This window comes from Pseudomonas sp. DW-iso17 (genome assembly GCF_058725345.1).
In genome coordinates this window covers 443,360-464,567 of record NZ_JBZXEA010000021.1, presented here as the reverse complement: position 1 = coordinate 464,567, position 21,208 = coordinate 443,360, and the positions used below count along the sequence as shown (strand labels likewise).

Here is a 21,208-nt window from a genome sequence, read left to right as displayed (position 1 = left end):
AATGGTGATGACGTTGTTCGATCCCGTGTTGTTGCGCAGCTTTGTCGCCGTGGTGGACTGCGGCAATTTCACCCGCGCCGCCGAGCGACTGCACTTGACCCAGTCCACCGTCAGCCAACAAATCCGCCGCCTGGAAGACGCAGTGGCGTGTCAGTTACTCGACCGCGACCAGCGCCGGATAGTGGCCACCGCCGAGGGTGAGCGCCTGCTCGCGTATGCGCGCCGCATCCTCGCGCTGCACGAAGAAGCCGCCGATGTGCTGATCAACCAGCAAAGCGACGGCGTGTTGCGCCTCGGCGTGCCGGAGGACTTTGCCGCCGAGCGCCTGATGCCGCTGCTTTCGGCATTTGTCGTTGCTTATCCACGGGTGCGACTGGAAGTCACCAGCGGGCTGGGCCCTGAATTGCAGCGCCAGTACCGGGGCGGTGAGTTCGATGTGTTGCTGGTCAAGCAGATGGGCGACAGCGACGACTGTGTGGCGTCGTGGCCGGAGCCCTTGTACTGGGTCGACAGCCTGAGCACTCCGGCCCTGGGCCGCGACCCGCTGCCGCTGGTGGCTTTCCCCGTAGGCGGCCTGTATCGCAACGACATGCTGCACCATCTGGAACGGGCCGGCTGGCGTTGGCGCATCGGCTATTCCAGCGCCAGCCTGGCCAGCGTTTGTTCGGCGGTGGCGGCAGGCTTGGGCATCAGTTTATTGCCCGAACGGGTATTGCAACCGGGCCATCGCATACTCGGTCCAGAGAGTGGCTTGCCGCCTGTTCATGGCGTGCGATTGGCCCTGTATGGCCGCAGTGGTCTGGGCGCAGCGGGCCAGAGTTTGCTGGGTGAATTGCTGGCCTTGTGCAGTGGAAACCCGCACTGAGCCCATACCTTTGCCGAATATTTTGTATGCCTTTAAGGCATTGAAAGACAACGACTTGAAGCCAGGCCACGGGCCACGTGGCTTTGGCGTGATCGGCTGTTTTGTTTATGTGTTTTTGTTCTATGTATAACTTTAAAGATTACTTTAAGAGATAAGTGTCTGGCCCCGATGATTCAGCCCACGACGGGCCTTCGCTGGCCCGTCGGTTTTTCAAAACCGTAGGGAGTGAATCAATGGGCAATGTCCAGACCGCCGCCAGTGCACCCGAGGCGCAGTGGCGCCCGGCACCGAGTGGTGAGTTGGTCGACCTTGGCCGGCCGCATCACGCGCCGTTGGGGCAATTGCGCCTGCAGAAGACCCCGAAGCGTTTTTCCAGCCGCCGCGAGGGGGTTTTGCTCGGGTTGCTGGTGTTGGCGCTGCACGGTGCAGTGATCTATTGGGTGAGCCAGAAACCCACGCCGGTGCTGCCGATTGTGCCGCCGGAAATTCCACCGATGACCATCGAATTTTCCCAGCCGGCGCCGCCGGTGGTTGAACCGCCACCGCCTGTACCGCCACCACCGCCTCCGCCTGTGGTCGAACCACCGCCGCCGGTGGTGGATGAGTTGGCGGCCAAGCCGGCGCCGCCCAAACCCATTGCGAAACCCAAACCCAAGCCCGTGCCTAAACCTGAGCCTAAGCCGGCCCCCAAGGCCGTCGAGCAGCCACCTGCACCACCGACGCCAGCGCCACCTGCACCGCCCGCACCCGCGGCGCCAGCGCCGGTGACGCCTGCTTCGGCCAACGCCGCGTACCTGAAGAACCCGGCGCCGGAATACCCGTCACTGGCTCAGCGTCGCGGTTGGGAAGGTACGGTGTTGCTGCGGGTGCAGGTGCTGGCCAGTGGTAAACCGGGTGAGATCCAGGTGCAAAAAAGCAGTGGTCGCCAGCAGTTGGATGACGCGGCATTGGCGGCGGTGAAGCGCTGGAGTTTCGTGCCTGCCAAACAGGGCGATGTGGCCCAGAACGGCTGGGTGAGCGTGCCCATCGATTTCAAGATTCATTAATTATTCAGCGGCGCAGAGGGAAAACATCATGGCATTGGCATCTCCACTTGAATCCATCGAAAGCGCGGTGATCTGGCTGCTGGTGGCCTTTTCGGTCGCCACTTGGGGCCTGGCCTTGCTCAAGGGCGTGCAGTTCGGTCGCCTCAAGGCCCAGGATCGCAAGTTTCACAAACAGTTCTGGGCGGCATCGAGCCTCGACTCGGCCGCCGAACTCGCCGAAACCCAGCCTGGCGCCGCCGCCCGTGTAGCCCAGGCCGGCTATGCCGCGATCCAGGTGGGCGATACCCCCCACGCTGCGGATTTGAGCCAGGCGATCAATCACCAGGACCGCCTCGAACGCGCCCTGCGCCAGCAAATCGTGCGTGAGCGTCGCTCCCTGGAAACCGGCCTGGCTGTGGTCGCCAGTATCGGCAGCACCTCGCCGTTTATCGGCCTGTTTGGCACCGTGTGGGGGATCATGGAAGCGCTCAAGGGGATCAGTGCTGCCGGGTCCGCCAGCCTGGAAACCGTGGCGGGGCCCATCGGCGCGGCACTGGTGGCGACCGGCGTGGGGATCGCCGTCGCGGTGCCTGCGGTGCTGGTTTACAACTACTTCCTGCGTCGCCTGAAGCTGACGGCGGCAGACCTGGATGACTTTGCCCACGACTTCTACAGCCTGGCGCAGAAAAACGCGTTCCGCGTGCTGCTGCACCCGACGTTGGCCAAGGCCAGCACCGGCAGCCCGCAGAAAGTGAAGGAGGCATCCTGAATGGCCTTCTCCACGCAAGACAGCGATGAGGTGCTGAGCGAGATCAATGTCACGCCGCTGGTGGATGTGATGCTGGTGCTGCTGGTGGTGTTTATCGTCACCGCGCCGCTATTGACCAACTCCATCCCGATCAACCTGCCCAAAACCCAGGCCGTAGCGCCGGTTGAGCAGAAAGACCCGTTGGTGGTGAGCATCGACGGCGCGGGCAAACTGTTTATCAACAAGGACGCAATCCAGCCGGACCTGTTGGAATTCAACCTGCAGGCGGCCAAGGCCAAGGACCCCGACGTGCGGGTGCAATTGCAGGCCGACGATGGAGTGAACTACGGCGAAGTGGCGCGAGCCATGGCGTCGATCGAGCGCGCAGGCATTACCAAATTGTCGGTGATTACTGCACGTTAGTTTCAAAGAGCCGCGACACGTTTTTGGGCCGTTTCCTTGGCAGGGTGCGGCCCTTTTTTTATTGGAAGGGTATAGCGTTAGTAAAGGAAAAGAATTCACACGTTTTTAAATGTTTCTGAGCGTGCAATTCATGACCGTATGATTATTCTGGCTGGCGCATGGAAAGTTTCGATAAATGGAGAATTTATAGAATGGTACGTTTTCCGATTCGTTTGGTAGATACATTCGTCAGCCCGCAACAACCGGTTTCTCAGCCCGATGAAAAAAAACCTGTCGCTTTTTCTGGGCCGTCCGATAGGCCTGGCCCACGGCATCCGTTAGGGCAAAGTTTATCTTTGAATCGCGCCGGTTATCAGCACATTAACGCACCCAATGCCGGGCCCAAGGTATTGAAGCCAAATCCTGTAATAGATGCTTATATCAGTACGCATGCGTCTGATTTTATGTCTCCTGAAAAAGAGATTGCCACTATTTTGTCCGCGAAGATAAAACAACAGTGGGGCATTGAAGTTGATCCTGATAAAACGTATCTGGTGACGTTCAAGGATAATGGCGATGACGAAAAGGATGTTGTGGAAAAAATAACGCTGACCCAGGCGGCTTTGAAAAACAGGCAAGATGTTACGATTGAAGATAATGAGGGCTGGTTTCGAAAAATCGCCAAATATTTTTCGCCGGCAGTGTATGTTTACAACAAAATTGACGGCTGGGTGCAGGAAGCAGGCAGTCGCCAAGCTATTTACCGGGAACCGAGTTCTCCGGGCTCTGCGCTCTACAGTGCGGCCACTGAGGTGCCCATTCCGGTTGAAGATTTCAAAGCCTTGGTCTGGGATACAGACCGCACCCAACTTTACAAGAATACGCTTGATGGATTTTGGGACAAACACAGCGCCTCGTATGCATCGTTGAGTAAAATATCCTTTGTTAAAGCGATCAATCTACAGCGTCTGGAAGGAACACTTGGACCGGTTGAGGCGGCACTCGCTCAGCGTGCGTTGGGGGCGGTTGCGCAAAAGGATTGGTCCGAGCTGACGGTTCAGGATTTTACCAAGCCTGCCGTCAAGGATCCGAATCTGGAGATCGGCTTGCTGAGCATCAATGGCTTGCAGTCGACCGACTTGATGTGTGTGACCGATCGGAAAACCCAGCTGACGTTGCTATACATCCCTGGCAATTCCTCACCCATTCATCGGTTCGATAATCCGCAGCAAATGAAAACGTGGCTGGCGGGGCAGGCGTCAGACCCCGTTAAGCGCGAATCGCTGCTGACGCACTTTTCTCTCAAGGATCAAGCTGACAAGTCGTTTTCAGACGGTGTACGTCAGTCTCTGGAAGGGATGGGAAATTGGTCGGACGCGCAGGCGTCGGGTAATGCTTTCCTTAAAGGGCTCAACGGCTGGGTGCCGGACCGGTTTATCACAGTGGATCAGCTGCAGGGCGACCCTTTCGAAGCAGTCAAGGTTCGACAAAAGGCCCGGTCTTATTCGGACGCGGATAATGCGATCGTCAGTGATGGGGACTACACCAAGAACAAAGTGCTGCAAGGGGTGGAAGAGGCCACCAAAGTCGCCATGTTCATGACGCCCCTGGCCCTGGTCATGCCGGAAGTCGCAATAGGCCTGGATGTTTTCTTCCTGGCAGCCGGGGGCGCCGAGGCCGGTATTGGTATTGATGATGCCATCAAAGGAAAATCGACCGGTGCGGACCGAATTGTTTTTGGGGTATTGAACGCTGCTCCGCCGTTAGCCACTCATGCGGGGGCGCCGCTGGCGAAAGTGATAACAGAAAGGTTTGCCAGCGGGGGCGTCGCAGCCGGAGCGGATGCTGCAGCCCAGGCCTCTACTCAAGTGACTGAACAAGGGCGCCCATTCTTCAATCCGCCACGGCGAATCAATGGGCAGATTGGTTATCCGATGAGCCCTGTTTCGCCCCCGAAACTCCATGAGGCGTTCACAGTCCCCATGGACGATGTCCATCAAATGGTCTCGAAAGACTACATGATTTTCGTCGATCGATACGGCACTAAAGTGACGTATGACGTAGAGGCCCGCCTATGGCGTGGGGTCAGCGAAAACGGTCGAGTGAATGACGTGTTTTATTGGCGTAAAGGCCAAGAAAACTGGATGAGTGGTACAAAAGCTGAAGCGATCGAAGGGAATAAAAATGCACCGGCTTCAATGATAAATAAGACATTGAAGTTACCGAGACTGCCATCGTTACCCTCCGGCGCCACTGAGGTGCCCAAGGTTATCCACTATTTTTGGGCTGGCAATGAGATGCCAGAGAACTTGCTCAACAATATTGTTGAGAACTCCAGGAAAAGTCCGGGCTATAAGTCGATCGTTCATGTGGATGCCAATAATGCGAGTGTTTTTCAAAAGATAAAGTCTGCATTGGATCACAAAGTAGGCGGTCTGGAAGTGCATGATTTGCAGGCAGATGAGGCTTTCAGGGAGCTGAAGGCTGGCAAGTATGGGGAAATGTATCAGTACTTTCGTGCCGGCCAAGGGCAAAATCTAGCGGCCTCATCGGATGTGATGCGCGTTGCATTGCTTAAGAAGTACGGTGGAATATATCTGGATGCGGACGATACACTGACTTTCAATGTGGGAAACGTCACGTTGAAAGCCACACCGAACGATATCCTGATGAATTCGCCAGTGACTTATGAACCAGCAGACTTCAGTGGTTTCAATACCAGTAATTTCGCCAGTCATGCCGATAATCCTTTGCTGGATGAGATCCTGGAAGAGGCCTATGAGCGCTATAAGGCCAATGAGGAGTGGTTGAAAAGTAATCGTGCTTTCCTGAGTGACAGTTCGACAGCCGCCGAACAGCACGCTTATAAAGAATACGAGAAGAAAATTTTTGAAATCACCGGGCCGAAAATGTTTGGGGATGTATTGGCAAAAAAGGAGTATGGGTTTTTCGCGGTAGTTGAAGAGGTGACAGAACTGTTGAACGCTTGTCTTTTACTTCCCAAGGACTATGGTGCCAACTATATGAGCGCGCGAGATTATTACATGCCGATGAATCATAAGTTCGGGGTCTCCATTGGCTCAGAGCAGTCTATGCATCATTCTCGCTGATTGGTAAAACAAACCTGGTGTCGATTGCAGTCGCTGAGGAGCGGGTTTATCCGCCTCAGCGACTGGCTTCAGTGACGGCGATCGCCTCGGATGAGGATAACGTGACCTGATGTCGAAAATGCAATTTGGTTATTAATAAATTCCTTTTTATTCCTTATTTGATTGTTGGGTCGCCTCTATACTGGTCAGCAACGTTAAACGCTGCAGGAGGGCACACCCATGCACAGCGAGTCGATTCGTTATCTGATCGTGCCGGGCTGGCAAGGATCGCCAGAAGATCATTGGCAAACCCATTGGCAGAACAGCCTGCCCAACAGCGCCCGCGTGGAACAGGCCGATTGGCTGACACCGCGTCGCGAGGATTGGGTCGCCGCACTGGCCGAGGCCATCGCTGCCGACAGCACGCCGGTCATCCTGATCGCTCATAGCTTGGGTTGCATCACCGTGGCCCACTGGGCCGCCACTGCCCCCGTGCACTTCTTGCGGCAGGTACGCGGCGCGTTGCTGGTGGCACCGGCGGATGTCGAGCGCCCTGCGTGTGCCCCTGCACTGCGCAATTTCGCACCTATTCCAACTGACCTGCTGCCATTTCCCAGCCAGGTGGTCAGCTCCGACAACGATAGTGCCGTGAGCGCCCCCAGGGCTCTGGAACTGGCGCGTCAGTGGGGCGCCGAAGCCGGCATCTTGGCGGGCGCCGGGCATATCAATGTGAAGTCCGGCCACCGCCGCTGGGAGCAAGGGTTTGCTTACCTCTATCGCCTGCAACATCGCCTCGAGCACCATGCTCGGCGCAGCGCCTAATATTTTTTCAACGCCCCGTCCCTGTGTGGATTGGGGCGGGAGCCTGCCATGAGTCTGCATGAAACCTTCGGCCAGCCGCTGCTGACCTTTCCAGATGCTGAAAAAAGCCCGTTGAGCATCCGCGCCAAGGCGCTGGTGTTCGTCGACCCACGCTCACGCCAACTGCGTGAAGAGTTGGAAAGCCTTGCGCCGCGCGCCTTACCCGTATTGATTCGAGGAGAAACCGGCAGCGGTAAAGAGTTGCTGGCGCGGCACATCCACCGTGGCAGTGACCGTACAGGCCTGTTTGTCTCGGTCAACTGTGGCGCCATCAGCCCCACCTATGCGGATGCCGAGTTGTTTGGCTATGCCGCCGGCAGTCACAGTGGCGCGGCGAGCAGCCGCGCGGGCTGGTTTGGCTCGGCCAATGGCGGCACCTTGTACCTGGATGAAATTGGTGACTTGCCGCTGCCGATCCAGGTGAAATTGCTCGCGGCCCTGGAAAACCACGAAGTCACCCGCGTCGGTGCCCACCAGCCCAGCCCGGTGGATGTGCGCCTAGTGGCCGCGACCAGCATCGACCTGGCCCAGGCCGTGGCCGTGGGCAAGTTTCATGAGCGTCTGTTCCATTATTTGAGTGAGGGCCGGTTGGACCTGCCGGCGTTGCGCGAGCGGGTGGGGGATATCTTGTCTCTGGCCGAATATTTCCTCGGCATCTACAGCCAGCGCCTGGACCTTCCGGTGCCACTGATCAGCGACGCCGCCCAGCAGGTGCTGGAACACCACACGTGGCCGGGCAATACGCGAGAATTGGAAAACGTCATTCACTTTGCCTTGCTGGTGAGCAGCGGCGATGAAATCTTGCCCGAGCATTTGAACCTACCGACGGCAGGCTCACCGCTGGAGCAAGTACGACGAATTTTGGCCAGCGCCAGCCCGGCCGAGACGGAATCGGTGCGTAAATTCCTGTATGAACAAAATGGAATATCAACGTGAATAAAAGATATTGTTCGGGAATAAAAAATCTAGGTATTGTCCCTTCCACGCCGCGATAGCACTTCGCTGGCACCTCACATAAAAACGGTCGTTAGAAGGACATTGCATGAAAAAGGTTCTGTTGTTTACCGCTCTGGCGGCTGCCCTGACTGCTGGCTTTGCCCAGGCCAACGAGAAACTGGTGGTGGCCGCTACGCCGATCCCGCACGCCGAAATCCTCGAGCTGATCAAGCCGACCCTGGCCAAGGAAGGTGTGGACCTGCAGATCAAAGTCTTTACCGACTACGTACAGCCGAACGTGCAGGTCGCTGAGAAACGCTTGGACGCCAACTATTTCCAGACCCTGCCGTACCTGGAAAACTTCAACAAGGGCAAGGGCACCAACCTGATTACCGTGGTGGGCGTGCACGTTGAACCCTTCGGCGGCTATTCGAAAAAGATCAAGAAAATCGAAGATCTGAAAGACGGCGCCACCGTGGCTATCCCGAACGAAGGCTCCAACAGCGGCCGCGCTTTGTTGTTGCTGCAAAAGGCTGGTGTGATCACCCTCAAAGACCCGACAAACGCCCTGGCCACGCCGAAAGACATCGCCAGCAACCCGAAGAACCTGAAGTTCAAAGAGCTGGAATCGGCCCTGCTGCCACGGGTGCTGGACCAGGTTGACCTCGACCTGATCAACACCAACTACGCCCTGGAAGCTGGCCTGAACCCGGCCAAAGACGCGCTGATCATCGAAGACGCCAAGTCGCCGTACGTGAACTTCCTGGTGGCGCGCCCGGACAACAAGGACAGCGATGCTATCCAGAAGTTGGCCAAGGCCCTGACCAGCCCGGAAGTCAAAGCTTTCATCGAGAAGAAGTACAACGGCGCGGTGGTGCCAGCGTTCTGATGTAAGCCAAAACCCCCTTCAAGGTTTCAACGCCGACGGCTCCTACAGCGTCGGCGTTTTTTTATCTGAAATACAGTCAAAACTGTGGGAGCTGGCTTGCTCGTTCCCACGCTCCGCGTGGGAACGTCTCCTGTGACGCTCTGCGTCACGACTTTAGAGCGGACGCAGAGCGTCCTGGGCTGCATTCCCACGCAGAGCGTGGGAACGATCGACAGCTCCCACAGAGGTTAGGTTTTTGGGTGATATCAATATGCTATTTCGGTATTTAAACTTTGATTTTTATACCTTTAAAGTTCGCGCTAGCTGACGTTATCCACGTCGGCACGGACTGCGCTCGCGGCATTACCCATGCGGCGATATGGACTGCACATGACCTTCGATTTCGCTTTTATCCTCAGCACCCTGCCGGCGTTTCTCAAGGCCGTGGGTGTGACGCTGCAAGTCGGCCTGATCGCCATTGCCACGTCCTTGCTGGTGGCGCTGATCAACGCTGCGCTGCTGGTGTTTCGTACGCCTTACCTGTCGCGCCTGGTGGCGCTCTATGTGGAGCTGGCGCGTAACACGCCGCTGTTGATCCAACTGTTCTTCGTCTACTTCGCGCTGCCGGCCCTGGGTTTCAATATTTCCGGGTTCTGGGCGGCGATCATCACCATGACCTTTCTGGGCGGCGCCTACCTCACCGAGGTGCTGCGCGCCGGCGTGGAAGCGGTGCCGCAAGCGCAAATCGAGTCGGGCAAGTCCATTGGCCTGTCCGACTGGCAACTGTTGCGCCATGTGATCCTGCCCCAGGCCGGCATCCTCAGCCTGCCGGCGCTGTTCGCCAACTTCATTTTTCTACTCAAGGAAACCACCCTGGTGTCGGCGGTGGCGGTGCCGGAGATTCTCTATACCACCAAGAGCTATATCGCCCTCTACTATAAAACCTACGAAATGCTCGCCGTGCTGACGCTGATTTGCGTGCTGTTGTTCTTGCCGTTGTCGCTGTTGCTCAGCCGCCTGGAAAGGAGGCTCCAGCATGGCCAGTTCGGGTCTTGAGTTGCTCTGGGTGTCGTTGCCGCAACTGGGCAAGGGCGCTGCGCAAACCCTGTCAATTTCGTTTTTGAGCATCGGCTTCAGTACGGTTGGCGGCGTGCTCTACGGCGTGCTGCGCACTTTGAATAACAAGGCGATCAACGGCGTGTTGCGGGTCTACCTGGAACTGTTCCGCGCCATTCCGGTGCTGGTGTGGTTGTACCTGCTGTTTTTTGGCGTGCCGATCTTCTTCGGCCTGAGCATCCCGAGTTTCTGGTGCGCGGTGCTGGTGCTGTCGTTGTGGGGCGCCAGCGAGGTGGGCGAAGTGGTGCGTGGCGCGCTGCATTCGCTGCCCCGTGGCCAACGCGAAGCAGGCTTGTCGATTGGCCTGTCCGACCTACAGTTGTACGGCTACGTACTGCTGCCCCAGGCCCTCAGGCGCATGACGCCGCCGACCATCAACGTGTACACGCGCATCATCAAGACCAGCTCCCTGGCGGTGCTGATCGGCGTGGTGGATGTGATCAAGGTCGGCCAGCAAATCATCGAGCGCACCTACGAGTCGGTATTGATCTACGGTGCGCTGTTCCTGTTTTTCTTCTTTATCTGCTACCCGTTGTCGGCCGCCTCCAAGCTGCTGGAACGGCGCTGGGCCCAAGCATGAGCGCATTGATCGAGTTCCAGGGTTTCAACAAATTCTTCGGCGAGGCGCAGGTGCTCAAGGGCATCGACCTGAGCGTGCAGCGCGGCGAAGTGGTGGTGATCTTAGGCCCCAGCGGCTGTGGCAAAAGCACCTTGTTGCGCTGCCTCAATGGGCTGGAAGTCGCGCACAGCGGCAGCCTGCGCTTTGCCGGCAAAGAGCTGCTGGATAAAACCACCGACTGGCGCCAGGTACGCCAGGACATTGGCATGGTGTTCCAGAGCTACCACCTGTTCCCGCACATGAGCGTGCTCGACAACATCCTGCTCGGCCCGCTGAAAGTGCAAAAGCGCGACCCGCGTGGAGCCCGTGAGCAGGCGGAAAAATTGCTGGAGCGCGTGGGCCTTGCCGACAAGCGCGACGCCTTCCCACGCCAGCTTTCCGGTGGCCAGCAACAACGCATCGCCATCGTCCGCTCGTTGTGCATGAACCCTCAGGTCATGCTGTTTGACGAAGTCACCGCGGCCCTCGACCCGGAGATGGTCAAGGAAGTGCTGGAAGTGATCCAGGACTTGGCCCGCGATGGCATGACCCTGCTGATCGTCACCCACGAAATGGCCTTCGCCCGCGCCGTCGCCGACCGCGTGGTGTTCATGGAGGCCGGTCGCATCCTCGAACACAACACCCCCGAGGCATTCTTTACGAACCCGCAGACCGCACGCGCGCAGCAGTTCCTGGAGAAGTTCTCCTTTGTTTCAACACTGCCCAAAAAGATCAAGGAACTGGAGCTGATATGAAAAAGTTACTGCTGCCACTGTTTGCCGTCGCCTTGCTGGCCGGCTGCGATAAAAAGGCCGAAGAGCCGGTAAAACCTGCGGCTGTGAGCTACATCGACAAAATCAAAGCGCGGGACAAGCTGATTGTCGGCGTGTTTACCGATAAACCGCCATTCGGCTTTGTGGACGAAGCGGGTCGTTATGTCGGCTTCGATACCGACATCGGCCGGCAATTCGCCAAGGACCTGCTGGGCGATGAAAACAAGGTGGAGTTTGTCGCCGTGGAACCGGCCAGCCGCATTCCCTTCCTGCAAAGCGACAAGGTCGACCTGATTCTCGCCAACATGACCGTGACGCCTGAACGCAAGGAAGCAGTGGACTTCACCAACCCCAACCTGAAAGTGGCGGTGCAGGCTCTGGTGCCGAATGACAGCGCCGTCAAAAGCCTGGATGACCTGGCAACCCGCACGACCATCGTCACCACCGGCACCACGGCGGATATCTGGCTGACCAAGAACCATCCGGACTGGAAGCTGCTCAAGTTCGAGAAGAACTCCGAGTCGCTGCAGGCGCTGTCGGCTGGCCGTGGGGATGCCTATGCGCAAGACAACCTGGTGCTGTTCAGTTGGGCCAAGCAGAACCCTGGCTACCGCGTGCTGGAAGAGAAGCTCGGTGATGAAGCACCCATTGCCCCGGCGGTGAAGAAGGGCAATATCGAGCTGCGTGACTGGGTGAACGCTGAGCTGGCGAAGTTGGGGGAGGAGAAATTCCTGCTCAAGCTCTATGACCAATATGTGCGTAAAGAGCTGAGCGATGACACCAAGCCTGAGAGTGTGATTGTTGAAGGCGGTAAGTGGCAGGGCTGAGATAGCTATCGCAGGCAAGCCAGCTCCCACCTTTGAATGTATTCACACATCAAAATGTGGGAGGGGGCTTGCCCCCGGTGACGCCAGTGCAGTCACCGCCTACTCCGGCCAATGCCAGGCCGGCCCATCCAGCATCCCTTGCCCCACAATTCGCGTTTCCCCCAACACCTTCTCCAACACAATCGAGTTACACCCCTCATCCTGCTGCAACGCCGCAATCAAGCGGCTGGCATGGCTCACCACCCATACCTGGCACTGCTTCGACGCCTGGATAATCAAGCGGGCCAGTGCCGGCAACAGGTCGGGATGCAAGCTGGTCTCCGGCTCGTTCAGCACCATCATGGTCGGTGGCCGAGGGGTCAGCAGCGCGGCGATCAGCAGCAGGTAGCGCAAGGTGCCGTCCGACAGCTCCGCCGCCGACAATGGGCGTAGCAAGCCTTCCTGATAGAACTCGATGGCAAAGCGTCCGCCCTGCAACGGTTCAATGTGCAGACGCGCGCCCGGAAATGCATCGCTCACGGCGCGTTGTAGCGCCTCGGGATCGCCAATCTCGCGGATGGTCTGCAACGCGGCCGCCAGATCGCGGCCGTCGTGGTGCAACACCGGCGTGCGCGTGCCCAACTGTGGCTGGCGCACTGGCGCGTCCACGTCGCTGCGAAAGTGATCGTAAAAGCGCCAGCCACGAATGCTTTCACGCAACAGCAGCACTTCCGGCGAGCCACGCAGGCTGCCGACCTGATCGAACAGGCTGTGGTAGTTCGGTGTGTGATGCGCCAGCACATCCCACGCACGGCCTTCGCGGGCACGCACCATCGGCCCTGAGCGCTGCACCAGCAGGCTGGCCGGACGGTAGACGTGGCCGGCCCAGATGCACTCCTTTTTTACTTCGGGGTCCAGTTTGAAGGCCGAGAGGGTTTTTTCGGGTAAGCCCAAAGAGATCGCGTAGCTGAAATCCTCTGCGGCAAACCCCAGGCGCAGGCGTTTGACGCCCTGGCGCACAGTAGATTCGACCGGTACTTCGCCATTGCGCATGCGCCGGCTGATGGTTTCCGGCCCGGCCCAGAAGGTCGAATCCAGCCCGCCTTCGCGGGCCAGCGCATTGATCACCCCGCCCTGGGCGGTTTCGGCCAATAGGCGCAGGGCGCGATACAGGTTGGATTTGCCGCTGCCATTGGGCCCGGTCACCAGGTTCAGCCGGTCCAGGGGCACCACCAATTTGTTGATCGAGCGGTAATTGGCCACCGCGAGGGTTTTAAGCATGTGTAATTAGTCAGCATGGGAACCATTGGAGTATGGGATCCTCCATGCAGATAAGGAACCCTGATCTAAGCTCACAGTCGCATACACACTTGAACGTCGGCATCACGCAAAAGGAGCCTGCATGGGCGGTCGCACCTCGACATTTATTTTCAGCCTTGGCCTCCTGGCGCTGCTCAGCGGCTGTGGCCAGGACAAAGCCGAGCCCAAGCAGCATTCGCGGGTATTCGTGCAAACCGTGCAGTCAGCGGATTTTGCCGCGGCGGTCACGCTGACCGGCGATATCCAGGCGCGCGTGCAAACCGATCTGTCCTTTCGCGTGGGTGGCAAGATCATCCAGCGCATGGTCGACGTAGGCGACCGCGTCACGGCCAGGCAAGTCTTGGCCAAGCTCGACCCCAAGGACCTGCAAACCAACGTCGATTCGGCCCAGGCCCAGGTTGTGGCCGAGCAGGCGCGGGTCAAGCAGACCGCCGCCGCCTTCGTGCGCCAGGAAAAACTCTTGCCCAAAGGCTATACCAGCCGCAGCGAATACGACGCCGCCCAGGCCGCGCTGCGCAGCAGTCAAAGTGCCCTGGCCGCTGCCCAGGCGCAGTTGGCCAATGCACGCGAACAGTTGGGCTACACCGCGTTGATCGCCGATGCCCCGGGGATCATCACGGCGCGCCAGGCCGAAGTCGGCCAAGTGGTACAAGCCACCGTGCCGATCTTCAGCCTGGCCCGCGATGGCGAGCGTGACGCCGTGTTCAACGTGTATGAGTCCCTGCTGGTGGAGCCGCCCCCCGACGCGCCGATTACGGTGAGCCTGCTGGACAACCCGAGCATCAAGGCCGTGGGCAAAGTCCGCGAAGTCACGCCCGCCGTGGCCGCCAATACCGGCACCGTCCAAGTGAAGATCGCCCTGCAAAGCCTGCCCAAGGGTATGGAGCTGGGGTCGGTGGTGAGTGCCACCGCCAATGGCCCGGCCAAGGCGAGCATCGAGCTGCCTTGGTCAGCGCTGACCAAAGACCTCAACGAGCCAGCCGTGTGGCTGGTGGACGGTGAAGGCAAGGCGCAGTTGCACAAGGTCACCGTGGCGCGCTACCTCACCGGCAAAGTGATCATCGGCGAGGGCCTCAAAGGCGGTGAAAAAGTCGTGATAGCCGGTGGGCAATTGCTGCACCCCGGCATGGTCGTCGAGATCGCCCAACCCGGAGCGCAGCCATGAAGCAATTGACGCTGATTGTCGCCGCCAGCCTGTTGCTGATGGCCTGCTCCAAGGAAGAGGCGCCGCCCGAACCCATACGCCCGGTGCTGTCCATGGAAGTGAAGGCTGAAGACCAGGAAAACCTCGGTCGTTTCGCCGGCACCATCCAGGCCCGCTATGAAAGCAACCTGGGTTTCCGTGTGCCTGGCCGCATCGCCCGTCGCGCCGTGGATGTCGGCGCCGAGGTGGAGAAGGGCGCCTTGCTCGCCGTGCTTGACCCCACCGACCAGCAGAACCAATTACGCGCTGCCCAGGGCGACCTGGCGCGCGTACAGGCGCAGTTCATCAACGCCCAGGCCAACGCTCGGCGGCAACAGGAGCTGTTCAACCGTGGCGTCGGCGCCCAGGCTCAGTTGGATGTGGCCCAGACCGACCTGAAAACCACCCAGGCGACCCTTGACCAGGCCCGTGCCTCGGTCAACCAGGCCAAGGACCAACTCAACTACGCCGAACTGCGCACCGACCATGCCGGCATCGTCACTGCCTGGAACGCTGAGGCTGGCCAAGTGGTCAGCGCCGGCCAGCAGGTGGTGACCCTGGCCCGTCCGGACATCAAGGAAGCGGTGATCGACCTGCCCGCCGGCCTGGCTGAACGCTTGCCTGCCGATGTGGTGTTCCTGGTCGCCGGGCAACTGGACCCCAGCGTGCACACCACCGCCGTGGTGCGTGAGATCGAGCCTCAGGCCCAAAGCGCCACGCGCACCCGTCGCGCACGCCTGAGCCTGGCCGAAACCCCGCCCGCGTTCCGCCTGGGCACGGCAATCAGCGTGACGTTGAGCACCGCCATCGCCCCGCGTATCGAACTGCCCCTGAGCGCCTTGCAGGAAGTGGACGGCAAGACCCGTATCTGGCTGCTCGACACCCAGAGCCAGACCGTGCAACCCCGCGAGGTCACGGTTATCAGCCGTGATGCCCGCAGCGCCTTGCTCAATGGCAGCGTCAAACCCGGCGAGCGCATTGTCACCGCCGGCGTGAACAGCCTGAAACCTGGGCAAAAAGTCAAAATCGACGAGGACAGCCCGCGATGAAAGGGAGCTTCAACTTATCCGACTGGGCCCTCAAGCATCAGTCCTTCGTCTGGTACCTGATGTTCGTCGCGCTGCTGATGGGCGTGTTCTCGTACATGAACCTGGGCCGTGAAGAAGACCCGTCGTTCACCATCAAGACCATGGTGATCCAGACCCGCTGGCCGGGCGCGACCCAGGAAGAAACCCTCAAGCAGGTCACCGACCGTATCGAGAAAAAACTCGAGGAACTCGACTCTCTCGACTATGTGAAAAGCTACACCCGGCCCGGCGAGTCCACGGTGTTCGTGTTCCTCAAGGACACCACCAGTGCCAAGGCCATCCCGGAGATCTGGTACCAGGTCCGCAAAAAGATCGATGACATTCGTGGGACCTTCCCCCAGGGCTTGCAGGGGCCATCGTTCAACGATGAGTTCGGTGACGTGTTCGGCTCGGTGTATGCCTTTACCGGCGATGGCCTGTCGATGCGCCAGTTGCGTGACTACGTGGAACAGGTGCGCGCCGAAATCCGCTCGGTGCCAGGGCTGGGCAAGGTCGAGATGATCGGCCAGCAGGACGAAGTGATTTACCTGAATTTCTCCACGCGCAAACTCGCGGCCCTGGGGATTGATCAGCGCCAGGTCGTGCAAAGCCTGCAATCGCAAAACGCCGTGACCCCCGCCGGGGTGATCGAGGCCGGGCCGGAACGCATCTCCGTGCGCACCTCCGGGCAGTTCGCCTCGGAGAAAGACCTGGCCAACGTCAACCTGCGCCTCAATGACCGCTTCTACCGGCTGGCGGATATTGCCGACATCAGCCGTGGTTATGTGGACCCGGCGCGGCCGATGTTTCGCTTCAACGGCAAACCGGCGATTGGCTTGGCCATCGCCATGCAGAAGGGCGGCAATATCCAGTCGTTCGGTAAGGCCCTGCACGGGCGCATGGACGAGCTGACCGCCGACCTGCCGGTGGGCGTCGGCGTGCACAAGGTGTCCGACCAGGCCGAAGTGGTGGAAGAGGCGGTCGGCGGCTTCACCAGCGCATTGTTCGAGGCGGTGATCATCGTGCTGGTGGTGAGCTTTATCAGCCTCGGCATGCGCGCCGGGTTGGTGGTGGCGTGCTCGATTCCGTTGGTGCTGGCGCTGGTATTCGTGTTCATGGAATACAGCGGCATCACCATGCAGCGCGTGTCGCTGGGCGCGTTGATCATCGCCCTCGGCCTGCTGGTGGATGACGCGATGATCACGGTGGAGATGATGATCACGCGCCTGGAAAAAGGCGAAACCAAGGAACAGGCGGCGACTTACGCCTATACCTCCACGGCGTTCCCGATGCTCACCGGCACGCTGGTGACCGTGGCCGGTTTCGTACCGATTGGCCTCAACGCCAGTTCGGCAGGCGAGTACACCTTTACCCTGTTCGCGGTGATTGCCGTGGCGATGCTGGTGTCGTGGGTGGTGGCGGTGCTGTTTGCGCCGGTGATCGGCGTGCATATCCTCAGCGCCAATGTGAAACCGCACAACGCCGAGCCAGGGCGCATTGGCCGTGCCTTCAATGGCGGCATGCTGTGGGCCATGCGCAACCGCTGGTGGGCGATTGGCATCACCGTGGCGCTGTTCGTGGCCTCGGTATTTTCCATGCAATTTGTGCAGAACCAGTTCTTCCCGTCGTCGGACCGTCCGGAAATTCTCGTCGACCTGAACCTGCCGCAAAACGCCTCGATCAACGAGACGCGCAAGGCGGTAGACCGCCTCGAAGCGATCATCAAGGACGACCCGGATATCGCCCGTTGGAGCACCTACATCGGCCAGGGCGCGATTCGTTTCTACCTGCCGCTGGACCAGCAACTGGAGAACCCGTACTACGCGCAGCTGGTGATTGTGAGCAAGGGCCTGGAAGAGCGTGGCGCCCTGATCGCTCGATTGCAGAAACGCTTGCGCGATGATTTTGTCGGTATCGGCAGCTACGTGCAGCCGCTGGAAATGGGCCCGCCGGTCGGGCGGCCGATCCAGTACCGCGTCTCTGGTAAAGACACCGATCAGGTGCGCAAGCACGCCATTGAACTGGCGACCTTGCTGGATCAGAACACCCACCTGGGCGAGATCATCTACGACTGGAACGAGCCGGGCAAAGTGCTGCGCGTCGACATCGCCCAGGACAAGGCGCGGCAACTGGGGCTTTCGTCGGAAGACGTGGCGCAGTTGATGAACAGCGTGGTCAGCGGCGCGGCGGTGACCCAGGTGCACGACGATATCTACCTGATCAACGTGGTCGGCCGCGCCGAGGATGCCGAGCGCGGTACGCCGGAAACCTTGCAGAATCTGCAGATTGTTACGCCCAATGGCACCTCGATTCCATTGCTGGCCTTTGCCACGGTGCGTTACGAACTGGAGCAGCCGCTGGTGTGGCGTCGTGACCGCAAGCCGACGATTACCATCAAGGCCGCGGTGCGCGATGAGATGCAGCCGACCGACCTGGTCAAGCAGTTGGCGCCGACCATCGAGAAATTCAGCGAAGGCTTGCCGGTGGGCTACAAAGTCGCCACCGGCGGTACCGTGGAAGAAAGTGGCAAGGCCCAGGGCCCGATTGCCAGCGTGGTGCCGTTGATGTTGTTCCTGATGGCCACGTTCCTGATGATTCAGTTGCACAGCGTGCAGAAGATGTTCCTGGTGGCCAGCGTTGCGCCACTGGGGCTGATCGGCGTGGTGCTGGCGTTGATCCCCACGGGCACGCCCATGGGCTTTGTGGCGATCCTGGGGATCCTGGCGCTGATCGGCATCATCATCCGCAACTCGGTGATTCTGGTCACACAGATCCACGAGTACGAAGAGGCCGGCTACACGCCGTGGGACGCGGTGGTGGAAGCGACCGAACACCGGCGTCGGCCGATTCTGCTGACGGCCGCCGCCGCGAGCCTGGGCATGATCCCGATTGCGCGGGAAGTGTTCTGGGGGCCGATGGCCTACGCGATGATTGGCGGGATCATCATTGCGACGTTACTGACGTTGCTGTTTCTGCCGGCGCTGTATGTGGCCTGGTACAAGATCCGCGAGCCGAAACACGAACATCAGCCACAACAGGATTAACACTGAGAGAGGGGGCTGCCGGTTAAGCGCAAACCCCCTGTGGGAGCGGGCTTGCCCGCGAAGGCGGTGTATCAGTCGCTGCATCTGTGACTCAACTGTCGCTTTCGCAGGCAAGCCAGCTCCCACATTTGGATCTTCATTCTGGTTGAGACTGTGTGAAGTTTCTGAAAAATCCCCATGTCGTCCTGGCTCGCTACTGCATGTTGTACCCTCTGGTCCTCATTCCAAACCCAGGTCGATCCTCATGCAGTGCCTGCGTTTCACCTTGCTGTTTTGCGCGTTGCTCCTTGCACCGTCTGCCTTCGCCGCCACCGTACTGGAAAATGCCTTGTGGCGCGTCGAACTCGACCCCGCCACCCTGGCGCTGCGCGTGACACCCGCAGGCCAGGCTTCAGTGCAGGCATCCAGTGGTGTGGCCTCGCATGCCGTCAGCCAATTGCAGAACACGCCTGATCAAGCCACTTGGCAATGGGACAACGGCGCCTATCGCCTGACCGCCCGCCTGCAACAGCGCGACCTGGCCTTGACCATCAACGCCCGCGAGCCCGGTGAGCTGGCCCTGCTGCGTCAGCCTGCCGAGGCCATGGGGCGAGGGTTGATCTGGCCCTTGGCCGAGGGGCATTACGTGCCTGCCGGCAATGCCATCTGGAAGACGTTTCTGCTGGAGCGGGGCGAGTTCAATACCACCCAGGACCTGAGCCTGCCGCTGTGGGGCGTGGATCACGGTGGCTTCACCTTGAGCTGGCTGTTGACCAACCCCTACAACAACCGCCTGCAATGGCAAGCCGACGGCAACGGCCTGGCGCTCTCCGCGGCCCATGAATTCACCTCGCTGGCGCCTGATGCGCCGATGACGCTGCGGCTGTACCTGGGCGATGCCGACCCATTGGCTGGTGCCAAGCGCTACCGCCAGTGGCTGGTGGAGCAGGGCCGCTATGAGCCGTTGGCGGACAAACTGCGGCAAACACCCGAAGCCCAGAAACTGCTGGGCGCCAGCCATGTGTACCTCTGGGACAACGGCCTGCTGGCTTTGGGCGATGTGCGTGATTGGCCAAGACTGATCCAACGGCTGCGCAGCCATGAACTCAAGAGCCTGATGGACAAAGAGAGCGCACAGCTGCTGGCGCAGTCCGCTGCACTGAATCGCTATGAACAAACCGTGCTCCTGCGCGGCCTCAACGCGGCGATCAACACCAAGGCCCGGCAGGCCTGGCAAGTGCAAGAGCCAGACATGACCCGCCTTGCCGCCCGTTATGGTGAGCTGCGCAGTGAACTGGCCGTGGACTTTGCGGGAGCCTTGAGTGACAGCCCGCAGACCTGGGGCAGTAGCACCATTCAAACCCTGCGCGACGCCGGGCTGCAGCGTCTGCTGCTGACCTTGGGCGAAGGTTGGGAGGGTGGCCTCTGGCATCCCGAAGCGATTCGCGCGGGGGTGGAAGCCGGTTTTCTGATGGCGCCTTACGACTCCTACGAAACGGCCCTGTCCTCCACCGAAAACCCCGATTGGACCACTGCCCACCTGGGCGCCAAGGCCTACCGCGACTGCGCGATCGTGTTGAAAGACGGCAAGCTGAAAACCGGTTTCCAGAAATCCGGCCACTACACGGATCCACGTTGTGTGCGGCCGCTGCTGGAGGCACGGGTGAAGGCAGTACACGCCAAGGCTGGCTTCAATGCCTGGTTTCTCGATGCCTACGCCACCAGCATGTTGTTCGACAGCTATCGCAGCAACGCCAGCATGACTCAGGCACAAAACGCCGAAGGCAATATCGATGCTTCCCGCTGGATCAACACCGTGCCGAAGCTGGTCACAGGCTCCGAAGACGGCAACGCGATCACTGCCCAAGGCATCCTGTTTGCCCACGGCATGCAGACCCCGGTGATCGGCTGGGGTGACCGCGAGATGACCCAGGACCCGCAGTCGCCGTACTTCGTAGGCAACTGGTATCCCACGGAGCAACCGGCGGTGTTCTTCAAATCGGTGCCGTTGAAGGAGCCGTTTCGCACGCTGTATTTCGAACCGACGATGCGCGTGCCGTTGTATCAGGCGGTGTTCCACGGCTCGGTGATCACCACCCATCATTGGCTGTTCGACAGCCTCAAACTGAGCAATGTGCAGGGCGACAATGAGCTGACCCAACTGCTCTACAACGTGCCGCCGCTGTACCACCTCAGTGCGGCGACGCTCAAGGCGCGGCTGCCGATTATTCAGCGCCAGGACCGCTTTTTCCGGCCATTGCACCAGCGCCTGGCAACCCAGGAAATGACGGATTTCCGCTGGCTGACGGTGGACAAGCAGCTGCAGCAAACCACCTTCGCAGACGGGACGCGGTTGGTGGCGAATTTCTCGGCGGTGGATAAACAGGGGTATGCCGGGCGCAGTGTGACGGTACTTGTGGAGGGGGAGGAGCCGGTGGTGTATCAGGTGAAATAACGCTGCCCGTTACGGCGCCATCGCGGGCAAGCCCGGCTCCCACAGGGTAATGCATTCCAAAGGTGGGAGCCGG

17 protein-coding genes are annotated in these 21,208 nt (G+C 59.7%); 16 read left to right on the top strand and 1 reads right to left on the bottom strand.

The window, feature by feature from the left end; all coding sequences use genetic code 11:
- The first annotated feature begins 13 nt into the window (after nucleotides 1–13).
- From AC4PS6_RS16480 to AC4PS6_RS16425, 12 genes are all read left to right on the top strand, one after another.
- Nucleotides 14–865 (top strand): LysR family transcriptional regulator, encoded by an 852-nt coding sequence (locus AC4PS6_RS16480; RefSeq protein WP_336827225.1) that lies wholly within the window; start codon nucleotides 14–16, stop codon nucleotides 863–865.
- A 233-nt stretch (nucleotides 866–1,098) separates the two neighbouring features.
- Nucleotides 1,099–1,911 carry an energy transducer TonB gene (locus AC4PS6_RS16475; RefSeq protein WP_014716438.1) on the top strand — a complete coding sequence of 271 codons (813 nt, stop codon included), beginning with the start codon at nucleotides 1,099–1,101 and terminating at the stop codon, nucleotides 1,909–1,911.
- Nucleotides 1,912–1,936: 25 nt separating this feature from the next.
- Entirely contained in the window at nucleotides 1,937–2,659 is a 723-nt protein-coding gene (locus tag AC4PS6_RS16470) for a MotA/TolQ/ExbB proton channel family protein (protein ID WP_093114384.1), read from the top strand.
- Nucleotides 2,660–3,061, top strand: a complete 402-nt coding sequence (locus AC4PS6_RS16465) for an ExbD/TolR family protein (protein ID WP_014716440.1) — start codon at nucleotides 2,660–2,662, stop codon at nucleotides 3,059–3,061. It abuts the gene before it with no gap.
- A gap of 191 nt (nucleotides 3,062–3,252) precedes the next feature.
- On the top strand, nucleotides 3,253–6,150 hold the full coding sequence (locus AC4PS6_RS16460; RefSeq protein WP_014716441.1) for a glycosyltransferase family 32 protein: 2,898 nt from the start codon (nucleotides 3,253–3,255) through the stop codon (nucleotides 6,148–6,150).
- Between the two features lie 219 nt (nucleotides 6,151–6,369).
- The gene (locus tag AC4PS6_RS16455; RefSeq protein ID WP_014716442.1) at nucleotides 6,370–6,951 is read left to right on the top strand and encodes an alpha/beta hydrolase; all 582 of its coding nucleotides are present in this window, start codon (nucleotides 6,370–6,372) and stop codon (nucleotides 6,949–6,951) included.
- Between the two features lie 48 nt (nucleotides 6,952–6,999).
- A complete protein-coding gene (locus tag AC4PS6_RS16450) occupies nucleotides 7,000–7,926 on the top strand; it encodes a sigma 54-interacting transcriptional regulator (RefSeq protein ID WP_014716443.1) in 927 nt (308 codons plus the stop codon).
- Between the two features lie 106 nt (nucleotides 7,927–8,032).
- Nucleotides 8,033–8,815, top strand: coding sequence for a MetQ/NlpA family ABC transporter substrate-binding protein (locus tag AC4PS6_RS16445; RefSeq protein ID WP_003187613.1), 783 nt, complete (start codon nucleotides 8,033–8,035; stop codon nucleotides 8,813–8,815).
- A gap of 369 nt (nucleotides 8,816–9,184) precedes the next feature.
- Nucleotides 9,185–9,850, top strand: coding sequence for an ABC transporter permease subunit (locus AC4PS6_RS16440; RefSeq protein ID WP_198833795.1), 666 nt, complete (start codon nucleotides 9,185–9,187; stop codon nucleotides 9,848–9,850).
- Nucleotides 9,831–10,490 carry an ABC transporter permease subunit gene (locus tag AC4PS6_RS16435; protein ID WP_198833796.1) on the top strand — a complete coding sequence of 220 codons (660 nt, stop codon included), beginning with the start codon at nucleotides 9,831–9,833 and terminating at the stop codon, nucleotides 10,488–10,490. The genes AC4PS6_RS16440 and AC4PS6_RS16435 overlap by 20 nt, the downstream gene beginning before the upstream one ends.
- Nucleotides 10,487–11,263 (top strand): ATP-binding cassette domain-containing protein, encoded by a 777-nt coding sequence (locus tag AC4PS6_RS16430; RefSeq protein ID WP_198833797.1) that lies wholly within the window; start codon nucleotides 10,487–10,489, stop codon nucleotides 11,261–11,263. Before AC4PS6_RS16435 ends, AC4PS6_RS16430 begins: the two co-directional genes overlap by 4 nt.
- Nucleotides 11,260–12,108: a transporter substrate-binding domain-containing protein gene (locus tag AC4PS6_RS16425; protein WP_020302225.1), complete on the top strand. Its 849-nt coding sequence runs from the start codon at nucleotides 11,260–11,262 to the stop codon at nucleotides 12,106–12,108. The genes AC4PS6_RS16430 and AC4PS6_RS16425 overlap by 4 nt, the downstream gene beginning before the upstream one ends.
- A 99-nt stretch (nucleotides 12,109–12,207) precedes the next feature.
- Here AC4PS6_RS16425 and AC4PS6_RS16420 read toward each other — a convergent pair whose 3' ends face one another.
- A complete protein-coding gene (locus AC4PS6_RS16420) occupies nucleotides 12,208–13,368 on the bottom strand; it encodes an AAA family ATPase (protein ID WP_032901767.1) in 1,161 nt (386 codons plus the stop codon).
- A 121-nt stretch (nucleotides 13,369–13,489) separates the two neighbouring features.
- Between AC4PS6_RS16420 and AC4PS6_RS16415 the strand changes: the two genes are divergently transcribed.
- From AC4PS6_RS16415 to AC4PS6_RS16400, 4 genes are all read left to right on the top strand, one after another.
- Nucleotides 13,490–14,572 carry an efflux RND transporter periplasmic adaptor subunit gene (locus AC4PS6_RS16415; protein WP_020302227.1) on the top strand — a complete coding sequence of 361 codons (1,083 nt, stop codon included), beginning with the start codon at nucleotides 13,490–13,492 and terminating at the stop codon, nucleotides 14,570–14,572.
- Complete coding sequence (locus tag AC4PS6_RS16410) at nucleotides 14,569–15,639, top strand: efflux RND transporter periplasmic adaptor subunit (RefSeq protein ID WP_032901770.1); 1,071 nt, start codon at nucleotides 14,569–14,571, stop codon at nucleotides 15,637–15,639. The genes AC4PS6_RS16415 and AC4PS6_RS16410 overlap by 4 nt, the downstream gene beginning before the upstream one ends.
- Nucleotides 15,636–18,701 (top strand): efflux RND transporter permease subunit, encoded by a 3,066-nt coding sequence (locus AC4PS6_RS16405; protein ID WP_019819880.1) that lies wholly within the window; start codon nucleotides 15,636–15,638, stop codon nucleotides 18,699–18,701. Before AC4PS6_RS16410 ends, AC4PS6_RS16405 begins: the two co-directional genes overlap by 4 nt.
- Nucleotides 18,702–18,945: 244 nt before the next feature.
- Nucleotides 18,946–21,135 (top strand): glycoside hydrolase, encoded by a 2,190-nt coding sequence (locus tag AC4PS6_RS16400; protein ID WP_336827228.1) that lies wholly within the window; start codon nucleotides 18,946–18,948, stop codon nucleotides 21,133–21,135.
- Nucleotides 21,136–21,208 lie beyond the last annotated feature (73 nt).